The following is a 16867-nucleotide window of genomic DNA, read 5'->3' as shown; positions in this document are numbered from 1 at the left end:
TAAAGGGATCTCTATCTAGAATTGTTTAGGTATCTCAAAAAAAGGAGAGATCCGCCATGTATGAACGCCTTATTTCATGGGTTGAAGATATAAAGACTCGAAACCACAGTTCAGGAGCTGCCTTGTTCATCATCAAAGATAACCAGACGGTGCTGGAACACTACAGCGGCGCTCAATCAAATTCACCCGATGCTAACCCTGTCAGCAGCAGTACCAGGTTCAATATTGCCTCTGCCCGGAAAAGCTACCTGGGGCTTGCAGCGGCTTATGCTGTTTATGAAGGGAATATCGGGAGCCTTGATGATCTGGCTGTGGATTATTTTCCTCAATATGACCGGAAGCTGCTTGGCGGCACGACAATCCGCCATCTCATTACCCATTCACATGGGCTCCATGAAACGGAGGGTGGAATACCTTTTCGGGAATTCCCTCCGGGAGAAGACTGGGCGTATAGAGGAATAAACATTTTAATGATGACCGAATTGATGGAAAGACTGTACGGTAAAAGTTTTCCACAGCTTTTAAAAGAAAGAGTGTTTGACCCGCTGGGATTCAGCGAAACAGCATGGGAAATAAAACCTTGTGAAAATCTTGCGGAAGTCATCATGAATCCTGCCGAAAGAGCCATTTCCAAGCTGGGCAAGACCGCAAACGGGATGGAATCAAATCTCTTTGTTTCTGCCAAGGAGCTTGCCTTATGGGGAAATCTCCACTTGAACATGGGGAAAGCAGATGGAAAACAGATTGTTCCACGGGAAGTCATCGAACTCGCTGCCACCATCCAAAGTCCTTCTTATAAAAATAAAGACCTGCCTCAAAACGGGTTCTTTTGGTTTGTACAGGGGGAGCCGGCTGCACAAAGTGAACTGGGTGAGCGGGTGCCAAGGGGCTCCTATCAGATTCTCGGTGTCACTGGTCCAACTGTATTAGTCATTCCGGAACATAACGCGGTGGTCGTTAAGATGTATAACAAACGCTATAACTACGGAGGAAGCAATTATCTTCATTACTTAAGAGAGTTCAGCAATCTTGCTGCAGATTGTTTAAAAGGGGAGAAAGTACGATGAAAAAGTGGGAAAGGATGATGGTTGAAACGGATAGGGGATCTTTTGAAGTCTTTACTGCAGGTGAAGGAGACCCGCTGTGTGTCACGCATCATTACTCTATTTTCAATGACACCGGGGATTATTTTGCCGAAGAATTCACGGGGACTCACAAAGTCATACTAGTGAACCTTCGGGAAGCGGGAGGCTCGGAAAAAGCCCAGGAACATTATCAGCTCAGTCTGCTGGAAACGGTTTTTGACCTGGAAGCCATCCGGGATTCACTCGGATATGAAAAGTGGATTTTTGCCGGACATTCGACAGGCGGGATCCTCGGAATCGTTTATGGAATCTACTTTTCCGACAGCCTGAAGGGGTTGATAGCAGTCGGGGCAGCGGCGAGGGATTTTTACACTTTTTCTGAAGAGTGTATCTATCACTCCTCCCATCCACAGTTCGGGACCATGCAGGAATATAATGAACGTCTGAAGCAAGCGGATTTATCCATAGAAGAGAGAAAAGACATATCGATGAACAGGATAAAGCTGTCACTCTATAAACCTGAACTCTACCATGATTATTTCAATAAAAACATACATAAAGGGTTATCGGCTATCCGCATGAATTTCATGAACAGGGAGTTTCAAATATTTGATGTCACGAGGAAATTGAAATTGATTTCCGCTCCAACTTTGATCATGTGTGGAAAACACGACGTTCAATGCCCGGTGGAATTCTCGATCGAAATGGCGGAAGAGATCCGGAATGCAGAGCTTGCCGTTTTTGAAAACAGCAACCACTATCCTTTTTTAGAAGAGAACGGGCTTTTTAAAAAAGAAGTATCTTTATTTATAAATAGGATTTGAATATGGCCGGGAAACCGGTCTTTTTTTATATGGTTCTTGTACATTTTCCGAAGAAAAGATATGCGAACTTTTGTTCGTTTATTGTTGGTTTTTTCTACTGAGCTTGTGGTAGAATGAGAATATTGAATACAGAGGCTTTAGAGAACAAGCATACAGGGTATATTTGATATATAAGTCTATTTGAACGGGAGGCAGGATGGTGAAAGATCAATTTCAATTAAAATCGAAATACCAGCCGCAGGGGGACCAGCCGGCAGCCATCAAGGAAATCGCCCAGGGCATACGCGATGGAAAAAGGCATCAGACCTTGCTGGGGGCGACGGGGACAGGAAAAACGTTTACGGTTTCCAATGTCATCAAGGAAGTCAACAAGCCCACCCTTGTCATCGCACATAACAAAACACTCGCCGGACAGCTGTACAGCGAGTTCAAAGAGTTTTTCCCTGACAACGCGGTTGAGTATTTTGTCAGTTACTATGATTATTATCAGCCGGAAGCTTATGTTCCACAGACAGATACATTTATAGAAAAAGATGCAAGCATCAATGATGAGATCGATAAACTGCGGCACTCGGCCACTTCTTCCTTGTTTGAACGGAAGGATGTCATCATCATTGCCAGTGTCTCCTGTATTTACGGTCTCGGTTCGCCTGAGGAATACCGCGATCTTGTTGTCTCACTAAGAGTAGGGATGGAAATAGAACGGAATCAGCTGCTCCGTAAGCTGGTCGATGTTCAATATGCCCGTAATGATATCGATTTTAAGCGCGGAACATTCAGGGTCCGCGGGGATGTCGTTGAAATTTTCCCTGCTTCAAGAGATGAACATTGTATGCGTATAGAGTTTTTCGGAGATGAAATTGACCGTATAAGGGAAGTGGATTCCCTGACAGGCGAAATCATCGGGGAAAGAGATCACGTTGCGATTTTCCCGGCATCCCACTTCGTTACCCGTGAAGAGAAGATGAGGATTGCCATCGGAAACATTGAGCAGGAACTTGAAGAACAGCTGAAAGTAATGAGAGAAGAAAATAAGCTTCTTGAGGCACAACGGCTGGAGCAAAGAACAAGGTACGACCTCGAAATGATGAGGGAAATGGGCTTCTGTTCGGGAATTGAGAACTATTCACGTCACTTGACACTCCGTCCCGCAGGATCGACGCCATATACGCTTCTGGATTATTTTCCGGATGACTTTATGATAGTGATCGATGAGTCCCACGTGACACTTCCCCAAATAAGGGGGATGTTCAATGGTGACCAGGCGCGTAAAAAAGTTCTGGTCGATCACGGCTTCCGTCTGCCTTCAGCGATGGATAACCGCCCGCTCAAGTTTGAAGAATTTGAGAAAAAGGCGAACCAGCTTGTCTATGTATCGGCGACGCCGGGACCTTATGAAGAAGAGCACAGTCCTGAGATGATTCAGCAGATCATCAGACCGACAGGCCTGCTGGATCCGACTATCGATGTGCGTCCAATTGAAGGGCAGATTGATGACCTGATTGGAGAAATCAATGAACGGATCGAGAAAAACGAACGTGTATTAGTAACCACATTGACGAAAAAGATGTCTGAAGATCTCTCGGCTTATCTGAAAGAGATCGGAATCAAGGTTCAGTACCTGCATTCGGAAATCAAGACCCTTGAGCGGATTGAAATCATCCGTGACCTGCGGATGGGTAAATATGACGTCCTCGTCGGTATCAACCTTCTGAGGGAGGGACTGGACATTCCGGAAGTGTCGCTTGTGACGATCCTGGATGCCGATAAGGAAGGATTCCTCCGTTCAGAACGTTCCCTTATCCAGACGATCGGCCGTGCAGCCCGTAACTCAAACGGCCATGTCATCATGTATGCAGATAAAATTACCGATTCGATGCAAAAGGCCTTGGATGAAACGCAGCGCCGCCGTGAAATACAGATGGAATATAACGAAAAGCACGGAATCACCCCGCAAACGATTCAGAAAAACATTCCAAACCTTATCCGTGCCACTCATGCGGCAGAAGAACAGGCTGAGTACGAGGGACCGCAAAAGAAGGTTGCGAAGCTTACGAAACCAGAGAGAGAAAAGCTTATTGCCAGCTTAGAAGGAGAAATGAAGGAAGCAGCGAGAGCGCTGGACTTCGAACGTGCCGCCCAACTGCGTGACACGATTCTAGAGTTAAAAGCGGAAGGATGACCTGTAAATGGCTAAAGATCAAATTGTAGTACAAGGAGCTAGAGCTCATAATTTAAAAAACCTGGATGTGACCATTCCAAGGGATAAGCTTGTTGTATTGACAGGCTTATCCGGATCGGGAAAATCCTCTTTGGCCTTCGATACCATTTACGCCGAGGGTCAGAGAAGGTATGTCGAGTCGCTGTCTGCTTATGCAAGGCAGTTTCTCGGGCAGATGGATAAACCGGATGTCGATGCAATTGAAGGGTTGTCGCCGGCAATCTCCATCGATCAAAAAACGACCAGCCGGAATCCCCGTTCAACGGTAGGAACGGTAACAGAAATCTATGATTATCTTCGATTATTATTTGCCCGCGTCGGAAGGCCGGTCTGTCCGATACACGGCATTGAGATAAGCTCGCAGACCATTCAGCAGATGGTCGATAGAATAATGGAATACCCTGAGCGTACAAAACTGCAGGTGCTGGCACCCATCGTTTCCGGAAGGAAAGGCACTCATGCTAAAACATTTGAAGATATCAAAAAGCAAGGTTACGTAAGGGTGCGTGTGGACGGCGAAGTCCTTGACCTTGGAGATGATATCGACCTTGAAAAGAATAAGAAGCATGACATTGAAGTCATCATCGACCGTGTCGTTGTGAAGGAAGGAGTGGAAGCACGCCTTTCCGATTCGCTTGAAACAGCTTTGCGCCTGGCTGACGGCAGAGTCATCATCGATGTCATCGGGGAAGAGGAGCTGCTGTTCAGTGAACATCATGCCTGTCCGGAGTGCGGCTTCTCGATCGGTGAACTGGAACCAAGGATGTTTTCTTTTAACAGTCCGTTTGGTGCCTGCCCGAGCTGTGACGGTCTCGGAGCCAAACTGGAAGTAGACGAAGACCTGATTATACCAATTTGGGATAAGACGTTGAATGAGAATGCCATTGCACCCTGGGAGCCGACAAGCTCGCAATATTATCCACAGTTGCTGAAAGCGGTCTGCAACCATTTCGGCATCGATATGGATGTACCGGTGAAAGATCTGCCGAAACACCAATTGGATAAGATTCTTTATGGATCAAAAGGCGAAGAAGTTTATTTCCGCTATGAAAATGACTGGGGACAGGTGCGTGAAAACTATATCCAGTTTGAAGGTGTCGTCAATAACGTTCAACGCCGGTATAAAGAGACAAGCTCTGATTTTATCCGCGAACAGATGGAAAAATATATGGGAGAGCAGCCTTGTCCTAAATGTAAAGGATACCGCTTGAAGCCTGAAAGTCTTGCGGTGAAAGTGGATTCCCTTCATATCGGTGAAGTGACTGCCTTCTCCATTGAAGAGGGGGAAGCCTTCTTCGCGAAACTGGAATTATCGGAAAAAGAAATGAAAATCGCTAACCTGATCTTGCGTGAGATCCGAGAAAGGCTCGGCTTCCTGGTCAATGTCGGTCTGGATTATCTGACACTCAGCCGTGCAGCCGGAACCCTGTCCGGAGGGGAGGCACAGCGTATCAGACTCGCAACCCAGATCGGTTCGCGCTTGACGGGTGTCCTATATATTCTCGATGAGCCGTCCATCGGTCTTCATCAAAGGGACAATGACCGCTTGATTTCCACCCTGCAGAATATGCGGGATATCGGAAATACCCTTATCGTCGTTGAGCATGATGAGGATACGATGCTTGCGGCCGATTACCTGATTGATGTCGGTCCTGGAGCGGGGGTGCATGGCGGTGAGATTGTCTCTGCAGGTACACCGCAGGAAGTCATGGATGATGACAATTCATTAACAGGCCAATATTTAAGCGGCAAGAAATTCATCCCGCTTCCGGTTGAACGGAGAAAGCCGGATGGCCGCTTCATTGAGGTAGTTGGTGCCAAAGAAAATAACCTGAAGAATGTCAAAGTGAAAATTCCGCTGGGCATCTTTACGTCGGTAACAGGTGTATCAGGATCAGGGAAAAGTACACTGATCAACGAGATTCTTCATAAATCACTGGCCCAGCAGCTTCATAAGGCGAAATCGAAGCCTGGTGCGCACAAGCAGATCAAAGGTGTCGAGCATCTTGATAAAGTGATTGATATTGACCAATCACCGATCGGCAGGACACCACGATCCAATCCGGCTACCTACACCGGCGTATTTGATGATATCCGTGACGTATATGCGAGCACCAATGAAGCCAAGGTGCGCGGCTATAAAAAAGGCCGATTCAGCTTTAACGTAAAAGGCGGACGTTGTGAAGCATGCCGCGGGGACGGAATCATCAAAATTGAAATGCACTTCCTTCCGGATGTTTATGTGCCTTGTGAAGTGTGCCACGGAAAACGATATAACCGGGAGACGCTGGAAGTGAAATATAAAGGCCAAAATATTGCAGATGTGCTGGAAATGACCATTGAAGATGCACTGCAATTTTTTGAAAATATACCGAAAATCAAACGCAAACTGCAGACGATTGCAGATGTCGGTCTGGGTTATATCAAGCTGGGACAGCCTGCAACTACGCTTTCCGGCGGGGAAGCACAGCGTGTGAAGCTCGCTTCTGAGCTTCACCGCCGCTCGACAGGCCGTTCCCTCTATATCCTGGATGAGCCGACAACCGGCCTCCATGTGGATGACATTTCCCGTCTGCTGGTTGTTCTTCAGCGTCTTGTCGAAAACGGTGATACCGTCCTGGTTATCGAACATAATCTCGATGTCATCAAAGCTTCAGACTACATCATCGATTTGGGACCTGAAGGCGGAGACAAAGGCGGAACCATCGTCGCTTCAGGAACACCTGAAAAAGTGGCAGAAGTGCCGGAATCCTACACAGGTAAATACCTGAAACCGATCCTCGACCGCGACAGAGCAAGAATGGAAAAACGAATCAAAGAAAAAGAAGAAGTCGGCAGCAGCCGGTGATTCTGACCGAACAAGTCCTCCAACCAAGGGGGACTTGTTTTTTTACTGCTGCTTCACTTTAGCACTTTAAAGCACGAAGAGGGACAGTCCCTTTTCGTGGGTTAACGCTTTAACGTGCTAAGAGAGTGATTTGCTTGGAAATACTTATTAGGGAGAAAAGTTGATATCTTAAAGTTTTATGCGACAAAGGGATCATTGTGTTGATTGAAGCGGAAGGTGTACGATCTCCTGCGGGACTAGCGGGACAGGTGAGACCCCGGAAGCGCAGCTGAGGAGGCTCAACGCCCGCCCCGCGGAGTCGTGCACCTGGAGCGGAAATCAACTGCACAATTTAAGTAAAACCGAAAAAAAACACATCCCAATACGTATCGTTTCTCAGCCTGAAGATGGAGGGAAGAAATACAAAGATATGGGATGATAGTTTTACAGAAAACAAAACAAAATTACTGAAACAGTGAAACCTTTAAGGAGTCCTATCGTAAATATTACTATCAGAGAGAGGAGTGACTTCCTTGGAGACCAACAAACTGCTTTCATCACTATGTTATTTCAGCATCTTTTTCGCAGGATTCATTTTTCCGATCATCGTGTATTTCTTATCGACTGATCCTGAAACGAGAAAGCATGCAAAATCAGCTTTCCTATCCCACCTGCTGCCGCTGATTGCACTGCCGCTGGTCATAGCGGGGATCTTCTTTGACATTGGCATCCTATCAGTTGGAAGCGGCGTGCCGATATTCATCTTTATAGCCATAGGTTTTTCGCTGCTCGTTTCATTTGTAGTCGTTATTTGGAATGTCTATAAGGGAATTAAAGTATTGTTATAAATTTGAAGGAGTGAAGAAGAATGAACGAAGAACGTAAACGTATATTGGAAATGGTTGAAAAAGGACAGCTGTCCACAAAAGAAGCTTTGACACTGCTTGATGCCCTTGATAAAGAAGGGGCACCACATAAGGAGAAAGCCGGTTATAAAGAAAAAGATGGAGACCTTTTGGATGATCTGGCCAATATTTTCACCGGTGAAAAAACAGATTACCATGGTGAAAAATCGTCTCAGAACCTCAATAACGGAAAAGATAAGCTGGTCGACTTTTTTCAATCCGCACTGAACAAAATCAAGAACTTTGACCTGGATTTTGAATTTAACAAGTCGATTGAGCTTTCACATGTTTTCCAGGAAACAGAAGTTGGGTCACTGAAAGAGGTTGCAGTCGATGTGGCAAACGGAAAGGTAGAGGTTCTTCCTTGGGACCAGGACGAGGTACGAGTGGAGTGCCAGGTGAAGGTTTACCGCACAGATGACCTGGAAGAAGCCCGCAAATCGTTCTTGGGTAATACTGATTTTTATATAGAAAATGGGAAACTGCGTTTATCCACTGAGCTGAAGTGGATGAAGGTTAATTCGAAGATTTATATCCCTCAATCACAATATGAAAAGGTCTCTGTCAAAGTATTGAATGGTTCCGTTAAGTCGGAGAGAATAAAGGCTGACTCGTTCAAAGTCCGTTCAGGAAACGGAAAAGTGGAGTTGAAGGACCTGACAACGAAAAAGACAGAGGTTGACACGTCCAATGGGGCCATCCATTTAGCCAACATCTACTCTGACAGTGTCGAAGCGGAATCCATCAACGGTAAAGTGTACCTGGAAGGGGACGTCAAAGTAACCGATCTTCAGTCCCTGAATGGAACCATTGTCTGCAGCCTGAGAGGCGAGAGAGCAGATACTCTCCACGCGAAGGCTGTGACGGGCGGAATCGATTTATATGTACCGGATTCCATCGGTCTGAAGGGCGAAGCGAAGTCCAATCTTGGCAGTTTTAAGATCGAGATGGAGGGTATTAATATAGTAGAAGAAAAAAATGAAGTGGTTCAGAAGCATGTTCACTTTTCCAAAGAAAGTGAATCAGATAAGAAGCTTCATATCTTTGCTCACACAAAGACAGGTTCTGTCCTCATAAAAAAATCAGAAGAGAAGAATGATATGTAGGACAAAACATAAGATGTTAGAGAGGATGATAATGAATGGCGTTAGCTCGTTCACGAACAAATAAGGTCTTGGCAGGAGTACTGGGCGGTATCGCCGAACGTACCGGCATGAGTGCAAGCTTACTGAGAATCCTCTTTGTCATACTGCTGATCCCGACAGGATTCTTCCCGTTAGGCCTGGCCTATATTATCGCTGCGTTTGTACTCCCTAAAAGATAAGAAGGGGTAAAAATTGAATGAGATGGCTGATCGGAATTTTAATCAATGCGGTGGTCTTTGTCAGTCTTGCCGGATATTTTGAAGGATTTGAAGTATCCAGCTTTGGAGCGGCTGTCATTGCCAGTTTCATTCTTGCGATTTTGAATGTGCTGGTAAGGCCGATCCTGATTTTGCTGACACTGCCCGCCACTATTTTGACCCTGGGGCTGTTCCTGTTTGTCATTAATGCAGTTACATTACTGCTGACCGACGGCATTATGGGAGACAGCTTCGAAATGGACGGATTTGGCATGGCTCTGTTAGCCGCGATCATCCTGTCCATCATCAACATAGCGATCCAAAAAGCTGTGATTGAACCGATGAAAAAGAAAAAAGAGTGAGAGGCATGGAAACTGCTTCTCGCTCTTTTTTTGTGTATGCCTTGAGGGTTAATCTCTAAAATCATCAATCCCGCGTTATAAACACATCAAACCCTGCCTTCTTAAGCCGCAAAGCCAGAGCCTCGGCATTTTCCTTTTTGGAGAATGCCCCCGCTTGGACTTTATATAAGCTGGCATTTTCACCCTTCTTTGGGCTCAACCGGTAAATATCTGCTAATGCATGGGCAATCGCCTGTCCACAAAGGGTACGGTAGTGAGGAGAGTTTAGCAGCTCTGCCTCTTTTCTGTTGGTCATAAACCCGCATTCAACGAGGACCGCCGGCATCTCTGTTTCCCTCAGTACATGAAAATCGGCCGCTTTTACTCCTCTGTTTACAAGGCCGGTCGAGGAAAAAAGCTTGTTTTGAATTGCGCCTGCAAGCCTGACTGCCGCAGCGGGTTTCGTTTTATACACATACGTTTCCACTCCGTGAGCCTCATTCCATCCGCTGCCGAATGCATTGGCGTGAATGGAAATGAAGACATCGGCTTTCATGGTGTTGGCTATCTCGGTCCTTCGTTTTAAACTGACATCCTCTTGATCAGAATGGGTAAAGAAGACTTCCGTACCCTCATAAGATAGGAGTGTTTCTTTTGCGGATTGGGCTGCTGCCCTGTTGAACTCATACTCTCTCATTCCAGAAGGACTCCGTTTCCCGGGTGTGCTGTAGCCATGGCCGGCATCAATAGCAAATCTCATTTTTATCCACCTCTCAATTCAATTTTCACTTGATAAATAGGAATTGGAAATGATTTAGGACACCCTGCTAGGAAAAATAAGGTCTGCCAAGGTGGTAGTCACCTGCAGAAAAGTGCTAAAATGGGTTAGGATAAATTCTTTACGGTTGTCATTTGAGGAAATGTATTTCAGACCCGGGCAGCTGGTTAAGATAAAACCTGTCAAAAAACCTTAGTTACATATAAAAGTTTGCAGATGAAAAAGGAGGACTTCTTTTTGGCAAAAGTACGCGCAAAAGATATTGTTGAGAAGTTTGATCTTGAATTAGTGAGCGGCGAGGAAGGTCTTCATCGTCCAATCGTTACGAGTGATATTTCACGACCTGGATTGGAAATGGCCGGATACTTCAATTATTATCCTGCAGAGAGAATTCAGCTGCTGGGTAAAACGGAATTGAGTTTCCTGGAAAAATTGGATGATACGCAGCGCAAGTCAAGGATGGATCAGTTATGTACCGACATAACACCAGGGATCATCATCAGCAGGGATATGTCGATTCCGCAGGAGCTGGTGGATGCCTCCAACCGCAACGATGTGCCTGTGATGAGAACGCCGATGAAAACGACACGTTTTTCAAGCCGGCTGACCAACTACCTTGAAAGCAAGCTTGCCCCGACAACAGCGATTCATGGTGTCCTGGTTGATATTTATGGTGTCGGTGTGCTGATTACAGGAAAAAGCGGCGTTGGGAAAAGTGAAACAGCGCTGGAGCTTGTAAAAAGGGGCCACCGCCTTGTTGCAGATGACTGCGTGGAGATTCGCCAGGAAGATACGGATACGCTTGTCGGAAGTTCCCCTGAGTTGATTGAGCATCTGCTGGAAATCCGTGGCCTTGGCATCATCAATGTTATGACATTGTTCGGAGCGGGAGCTGTCCGGAGTTACAAGCGGATCACTCTCTGCATTGACCTTGAGCTTTGGGATAAAAACAAGCAGTATGACAGACTTGGATTAGAAGAAGAAAAAATGAGGATCATTGATACGGATATCACTAAATTGACAGTACCGGTCCGTCCGGGGCGCAACCTTGCCGTCATCATCGAGGTAGCGGCGATGAATGTCCGCTTGAAACGAATGGGCGTCAATGCTGCAGAGCAGTTCACGAACCGCTTGAGCACGGTCATTGATGAAGGCGATCAAGGCGATCAGGACGATTTCTAAAAAATGCTTTACCCCTTTAACGTGCTGAGAGGGACTGTCCCTCTCAGCGCATTAACGCGTTAACGCGGCGGGGGACTGTCCCCCAGTGCGGTAGTGTGTTAAAGGATTCTTGATTTGAAGAATGGGAGTGTTTGAGGTATGGAGTCAACGATTAGACCGCTTGATCCGATTGCGTTCGAATTCGGTCCGCTGCAGGTTCACTGGTACGGATTGATCATCGGATTGGGAATTGCATTGGCATTGTATTTTGCTGTGAAGGAAAGCGACCGCCTTGGTCTTCCGAAAGATACATTTATCGATTTGATCGTCTGGGCGATCCCGATTGCGATCATCTCTGCCCGCATCTACTATGTTGCTTTTGAATGGGACTATTATTCGCAGAACCCGGGTGACATCATCAAGATCTGGAACGGCGGGATCGCCATTCATGGAGCGTTGATCGGTTCGGTTGCGACGGCTTACTTTTTTGCGAAAGCAAAAGGATTGTCATTCTGGAAGCTTGCTGATATCGCCGCACCGAGCATCATCCTTGGCCAGGCGATTGGCCGCTGGGGGAACTTCATGAATCAGGAGGCGCACGGCGGGGAAGTGACACGTCAGTTCCTTGAGAACCTGATGCTGCCTGATTTTATCATCAATCAAATGTACATTAACGGGGTGTATTACCACCCGACTTTCTTATATGAATCACTTTGGAATATTGCCGGATTTATTTTATTACTGATTATCCGCCGGAAACTGAATTTGCGTGTCGGCGAACTGTTCCTATCATATGTAATCTGGTATTCCATCGGCCGTTTCTTCATCGAAGGAATGCGTACGGACAGCTTGATGCTCACGGAATACCTGCGCATCGCCCAAGTAATTTCTATCGTGTTGATCCTTCTTGCAGTCGCTCTATGGATTTTCAGAAGAATGAAAGGTTATGCAGCCAAACCCTATAATGACGTAGAAGCCTAGAGAAATAATAGAACAAGGGGAGTAAGGAGTATGCTTGGAACATCAATAAAAAATGGTTCAATTGCCGGTTTGAAGACAACCTGGTCATTGGGAAAGGTCATTTTCCCTATCACGATGATCGTCGTCATGCTGCAGCATACACCGATTTTGCCTTGGATCATCGATAAGATTTCACCATTAATGGGGCTGTTCGGCCTTTCCGGAGATGCGGCGATTCCGCTCGTGCTCGGAAACTTCCTGAATTTATATGCCGCCATTGGGGGAATCCTTTCGCTTGATCTTACGGTAAAAGAAGTGTTCATCGTTGCTGTGATGCTGAGCTTTTGCCATAACCTGCTGATTGAGTCATCGGTTGCCGCTAAAGTCGGCGTGAAGATTTGGGTCATCCTGACGGTGAGGATCGGATTGGCGGTCGTATCTGCGGTTGTCATCAACCTTGTATGGAATGGCGGCGGGGAACTTGCCCAGTATGGAATGATTCCGGCACAAGGAGCAGAACCGGAAGGCTGGGGACAGATTCTTCTCCTGGCATTAGAAAAAGCAGGATATGGAATCTTGCAGCTTGCCCTGATTGTCATCCCGCTTATGATCGGTCTGCAAATCTTGAAAGATAAAAAGTGGCTGGCGGCATTCTCCAATTGGATGTCTCCTTTCACGAGAGCCATGGGAATGAACGCCAACACGTCTACAACGATGGCAGCGGGTCTTTTGATCGGTCTTGCATATGGAGCAGGCGTAATGATACACGCAGTACAGGAAGACGGGGTAAGCAAAAAGGATGTCACCCTTGCTTTCATTTTTTTAGTTGCCTGCCACGCCGTGGTCGAAGATACATTGATTTTTGTCCCTCTCGGCATCCCGGTCCTGCCGCTCCTGATCATCAGGCTCGTTACGGCTGTCCTGCTCACAGTGACGGTCGCCTACATCTGGAGGCGTGCTGAAGTCACAAAAGCCAAAGGAAAGGAAGCAACTCTATGAGTGAAAAAATCACAACAGTACTATTCGACTTGGACGGAACATTGATTAATACAAATGAACTGATCATCTCTTCTTTTTTGCATACCATGAACAAGTACTTCCCGGATCAGTACAAACGGGAAGATGTCCTTCAGTTCATGGGACCGCCGCTTGAGGAGTCTTTTCTAAGAGTAAAACCGGATGCTGTTGACGAGATGGTCAAGACGTACCGGACATACAACCTGGAAAAACATGATTCTCTTGTCACTGAATTCGATGGGGTTTTTGAAACGGTACAGACATTGAGCCAGAACGGCTACAAACTGGCAATCGTCTCAACAAAGGTTCGCGATGTGGTCATCAAGGGATTGAAACTGACGAATCTCGATCAGTTCTTTGATGTCATCGTTACACTTGATGAAGTTGAAAAAGCCAAGCCGGATCCAGAACCGATTAACAAAGCCTTGGAAGCTCTTGGTTCGACACCTGGGGAATCGATCATGGTGGGAGACAACCATCATGATATCCTGGCAGGTAAAAATGCCGGGACCTATTCGGCAGGAGTTGCCTGGAGTGCGAAAGGCCGCGAGCATCTTGACCAGTATGAACCCGATTTCATGCTGGAAACGATGGCTGATCTTTTAGATGTAGTCAGGATGGAAAGACGATGAGACGGACGACCCGTTATCCAGTTGACGGGGCAAATTCTCTTTGGCATGTGTATAAAACCGTTCCATTCCTCAAGGTCGTAAAAAACTTCGTAGTCATTCAGGCGGCCAGGTATACACCATTTTTGGGAATGAAGAACTGGCTTTATAAGACTTTTTTAAAAATGAACATCGGGAACGAAACATCCTTTGCATTGATGGTGATGCTCGATGTCATGTTTCCTGAAAAGATATCCGTCGGCCGCAACACGGTGATCGGATACAATACAACGATCCTCGCTCATGAATATCTGATAAAAGAGTACCGCCTCGGCGATGTGGAAATCGGCAGCGAAGTCATGATCGGTGCGAACACGACGATTCTTCCAGGCATCAAAATCGGGGACGGTGCGATTGTGTCAGCAGGCACGCTCGTCCATAAAGACGTCCCGGCCGGCGCTTTTGTCGGAGGCAATCCAATGAAGGTCATTTATACAAAGGAAGAACTGGCCGAGCGATGGAAGGACGATGAGATTTACGGTGATCAAGGATAAGGTGTGACCCTCAGCTTTAGCGGCTGAGGGGTTTTTTGTGATGTTGGAATGGTGATTTTTGTCGAATCGTCGATAAATCTTAGAAATCGCCGATAAAAATAAATAATCGCTGATAATTTCAAAAAATCGCCGATACAATACTAGGTACCGCCGATAAATCCGGAAAATAGTCGATAAACCATTGTGCCCCGTCATTGATCCTCTCCCACTTGGAGGGTCTTTTTTTATATTCCGGGCAAGCTAATCAAAAAGAGTATTTTCGGTTGACTGGCGTTCAGGATAGAGTTACACTACATATAACTTTAATTTATTAGCACATTAGCGAACTAAAGGATTTTAAATATTTTCAATAAATCGACTGCAGTGCCATAATAAATAGATAATGTAAAAATCAAATAAAAAGGTGGTTGTCATGTCAAAGCTGTTCATGTTTGAAAAACCTTTGGGGATGAGGGACACATTCCCAAACCTCTATCAGGCAAAAGCATCATTAAAAACGAAAATGGAAAATACGATCAAAGCCTGGGGCTATCAGTTTATTGAAACCCCGACTCTGGAATACTTTGAAACTGTCGGTGAAGCATCGGCCATTCTCGACAGGCAGCTGTTCAAACTTCTCGATCAGCAGGGCCACACCCTTGTGCTCCGCCCGGATATGACAGCACCGATTGCAAGGGTGGCTGCTTCCAAGCTTTTGCGCAACAAACAGCCGTTAAGACTGGCGTATTGTGCGAATGTCTTTCGAGCTCAGCAAAGAGAAGGAGGAAGGCCTGCGGAATTCGAACAGTTCGGAATCGAATGCATCGGCGACGAAACGATTTCCGCTGACGGGGAAGTGATTTCGCTGATGATTTCCTCGTTAAAGGCAGCTGGACTGCAAAACTTCACGATTTCGATCGGGCACATCGGTTTCGTCAAAGAGCTATTCAGAGAAATTTTAGGAACGGAAGAACGGGCGAATACTTTAAGCCGCTTCTTATATGAAAAAAATTATGTTGGATTCCGTGATCATGTGAACAGTCTGTCTTTATCTTCGATCGATAAGCAGCGCCTGTTTTCTTTTCTAAAATTAAGAGGAGGAAAAGACGTGCTGCAGGAGGCCTATCCGTTAATGGAGGGCTCGGCAGGCAGGGAAGCAATCGGACAGCTGGAAGAACTGTCAGAGCTTCTTGAAGATTATGGTCTTGCTCAATATGTGAAGTTTGATTTAAGCCTTGTCAGCCACATGAGCTACTATTCGGGAATCCTTTTTGAAACATATGCAGAGAATGTCGGCTTTCCGATCGGAAACGGCGGCCGTTACAATAAATTGATGGAGAAGTTCGGAAAGGAATCAGGTGCGACGGGTTTTGCTCTGCAGCTTGACCATACGCTGGAGGCTTTGGGATTCCCTGAAACTCCGGCCACCGATCATTGCGTGCTCTTCAGCAGGGAGCGAAGAGGCGAAGCGATCCAGTATGCGCAGGAATTGAGACAGCAGGGGAAGAGTGTAGTGCTGCAGGACTGGAAAGGGATTACCGATGTAGATGAATTCTCTAAGGAATTTACAGAGATCAGTTATTTTATCGGCAAGAACGGAAAAGGCGGTGAGGAATGATGACAGAACTGACAATCGCAATGCCGAAGGGACGGATTTTTGATGAAGCGCTCGAGCTCCTGAGGCAGGCAGGTTACAACCTTCCGCCGGAATTTGATGATTCCAGGAAATTGATCATCGAGGTACCCGAAGAGAAACTGACATTCATCCTTTCCAAGCCCATGGATGTCCCTACCTATGTCGAACACGGGGTCGCCGATCTCGGCATCGCCGGCAAGGACGTCATGCTGGAGGAAGAAAGAGACGTATATGAGCTGCTTGATTTAAAAATTTCCGCCTGCTATCTGGCTGTTGCGGGACTTCCGGGGACAAAGATGAATGAAGTGGCTCCTAAGATTGCGACAAAGTATCCGACCATTGCATCAAGTTATTTCCGGGAACAGGGGGAGCAGGTTGAAATCATTAAATTGAATGGTTCAATCGAGCTGGCACCGATGATCGGACTTGCTGACAGGATTGTTGATATTGTATCCACAGGCAGGACCCTGAAGGAAAACGGACTGGTCGAGTATGAAAAAATCGTCGACATTACATCCAGGCTGATCGTAAACCCGGTCAGTTACAGGATCAAGGATGAACGGATTGATGAGCTGGCAGAACGGTTAAGAGAAGTGGTCAGCCATATCACCGTATAGAGGGAGGGGAAG

16 protein-coding genes are annotated in these 16867 nt (G+C 46.4%); 15 read left to right on the top strand and 1 reads right to left on the bottom strand.

Annotation, left to right across the window (positions count from 1 at the left end):
- Positions 1-56: 56 nt before the first annotated feature.
- From ACOJQI_RS19955 to ACOJQI_RS19920, 8 genes are all read left to right on the top strand, one after another.
- The gene (locus tag ACOJQI_RS19955; RefSeq protein ID WP_421381378.1) at positions 57-1067 is read left to right on the top strand and encodes a serine hydrolase domain-containing protein; all 1011 of its coding nucleotides are present in this window, start codon (positions 57-59) and stop codon (positions 1065-1067) included.
- Positions 1064-1909: an alpha/beta fold hydrolase gene (locus tag ACOJQI_RS19950; protein WP_421381376.1), complete on the top strand. Its 846-nt coding sequence runs from the start codon at positions 1064-1066 to the stop codon at positions 1907-1909. Before ACOJQI_RS19955 ends, ACOJQI_RS19950 begins: the two co-directional genes overlap by 4 nt.
- 199 nt (positions 1910-2108) lie before the next feature.
- Positions 2109-4091, top strand: a complete 1983-nt coding sequence (uvrB, locus tag ACOJQI_RS19945) for an excinuclease ABC subunit UvrB (protein ID WP_421385522.1) — start codon at positions 2109-2111, stop codon at positions 4089-4091.
- 7 nt (positions 4092-4098) lie between these two features.
- On the top strand, positions 4099-6978 hold the full coding sequence (uvrA, locus tag ACOJQI_RS19940; RefSeq protein WP_421381374.1) for an excinuclease ABC subunit UvrA: 2880 nt from the start codon (positions 4099-4101) through the stop codon (positions 6976-6978).
- Between the two features lie 512 nt (positions 6979-7490).
- Complete coding sequence (locus ACOJQI_RS19935; RefSeq protein ID WP_421381372.1) at positions 7491-7805, top strand: DUF4870 domain-containing protein; 315 nt, start codon at positions 7491-7493, stop codon at positions 7803-7805.
- A gap of 20 nt (positions 7806-7825) precedes the next feature.
- Positions 7826-8968: a DUF4097 family beta strand repeat-containing protein gene (locus ACOJQI_RS19930; protein ID WP_421381370.1), complete on the top strand. Its 1143-nt coding sequence runs from the start codon at positions 7826-7828 to the stop codon at positions 8966-8968.
- 35 nt (positions 8969-9003) lie between these two features.
- Positions 9004-9186 (top strand): PspC domain-containing protein, encoded by a 183-nt coding sequence (locus ACOJQI_RS19925; protein WP_421381368.1) that lies wholly within the window; start codon positions 9004-9006, stop codon positions 9184-9186.
- A gap of 17 nt (positions 9187-9203) precedes the next feature.
- On the top strand, positions 9204-9566 hold the full coding sequence (locus ACOJQI_RS19920; protein WP_421381366.1) for a phage holin family protein: 363 nt from the start codon (positions 9204-9206) through the stop codon (positions 9564-9566).
- 64 nt (positions 9567-9630) lie between these two features.
- Here the strand turns inward: ACOJQI_RS19920 and ACOJQI_RS19915 are convergent, their stop codons facing one another.
- The gene (locus ACOJQI_RS19915) at positions 9631-10305 is read right to left on the bottom strand and encodes an N-acetylmuramoyl-L-alanine amidase (RefSeq protein WP_421381364.1); all 675 of its coding nucleotides are present in this window, start codon (positions 10303-10305) and stop codon (positions 9631-9633) included.
- A 255-nt stretch (positions 10306-10560) separates the two neighbouring features.
- Between ACOJQI_RS19915 and hprK the strand changes: the two genes are divergently transcribed.
- The 7 genes from hprK (at position 10561) to hisG (ending at position 16855) form a co-directional block, all read left to right on the top strand.
- Complete coding sequence (gene hprK / locus ACOJQI_RS19910; RefSeq protein ID WP_421381362.1) at positions 10561-11505, top strand: HPr(Ser) kinase/phosphatase; 945 nt, start codon at positions 10561-10563, stop codon at positions 11503-11505.
- A gap of 138 nt (positions 11506-11643) precedes the next feature.
- Positions 11644-12465, top strand: a complete 822-nt coding sequence (gene lgt, locus ACOJQI_RS19905) for a prolipoprotein diacylglyceryl transferase (RefSeq protein ID WP_421381360.1) — start codon at positions 11644-11646, stop codon at positions 12463-12465.
- Positions 12466-12495: 30 nt separating this feature from the next.
- Entirely contained in the window at positions 12496-13443 is a 948-nt protein-coding gene (locus ACOJQI_RS19900; RefSeq protein WP_421381358.1) for a nucleoside recognition domain-containing protein, read from the top strand.
- The gene (gene ppaX / locus ACOJQI_RS19895; protein ID WP_421381356.1) at positions 13440-14093 is read left to right on the top strand and encodes a pyrophosphatase PpaX; all 654 of its coding nucleotides are present in this window, start codon (positions 13440-13442) and stop codon (positions 14091-14093) included. Before ACOJQI_RS19900 ends, ppaX begins: the two co-directional genes overlap by 4 nt.
- Positions 14090-14623 (top strand): acyltransferase, encoded by a 534-nt coding sequence (locus ACOJQI_RS19890; protein ID WP_421381354.1) that lies wholly within the window; start codon positions 14090-14092, stop codon positions 14621-14623. The genes ppaX and ACOJQI_RS19890 overlap by 4 nt, the downstream gene beginning before the upstream one ends.
- A 412-nt stretch (positions 14624-15035) precedes the next feature.
- Positions 15036-16220: an ATP phosphoribosyltransferase regulatory subunit gene (locus ACOJQI_RS19885; protein ID WP_421381352.1), complete on the top strand. Its 1185-nt coding sequence runs from the start codon at positions 15036-15038 to the stop codon at positions 16218-16220.
- Positions 16217-16855, top strand: coding sequence for an ATP phosphoribosyltransferase (hisG, locus tag ACOJQI_RS19880; protein ID WP_421381350.1), 639 nt, complete (start codon positions 16217-16219; stop codon positions 16853-16855). The genes ACOJQI_RS19885 and hisG overlap by 4 nt, the downstream gene beginning before the upstream one ends.
- Positions 16856-16867: the final 12 nt, after the last annotated feature.

The organism is Bacillus salacetis (assembly GCF_049177075.1).
Lineage (GTDB): Bacteria > Bacillota > Bacilli > Bacillales > Bacillaceae_B > Rossellomorea > Rossellomorea salacetis_A.
Note: the sequence above shows the minus strand (reverse complement) of the source record. Positions and strands in the feature narration are given on the sequence as shown.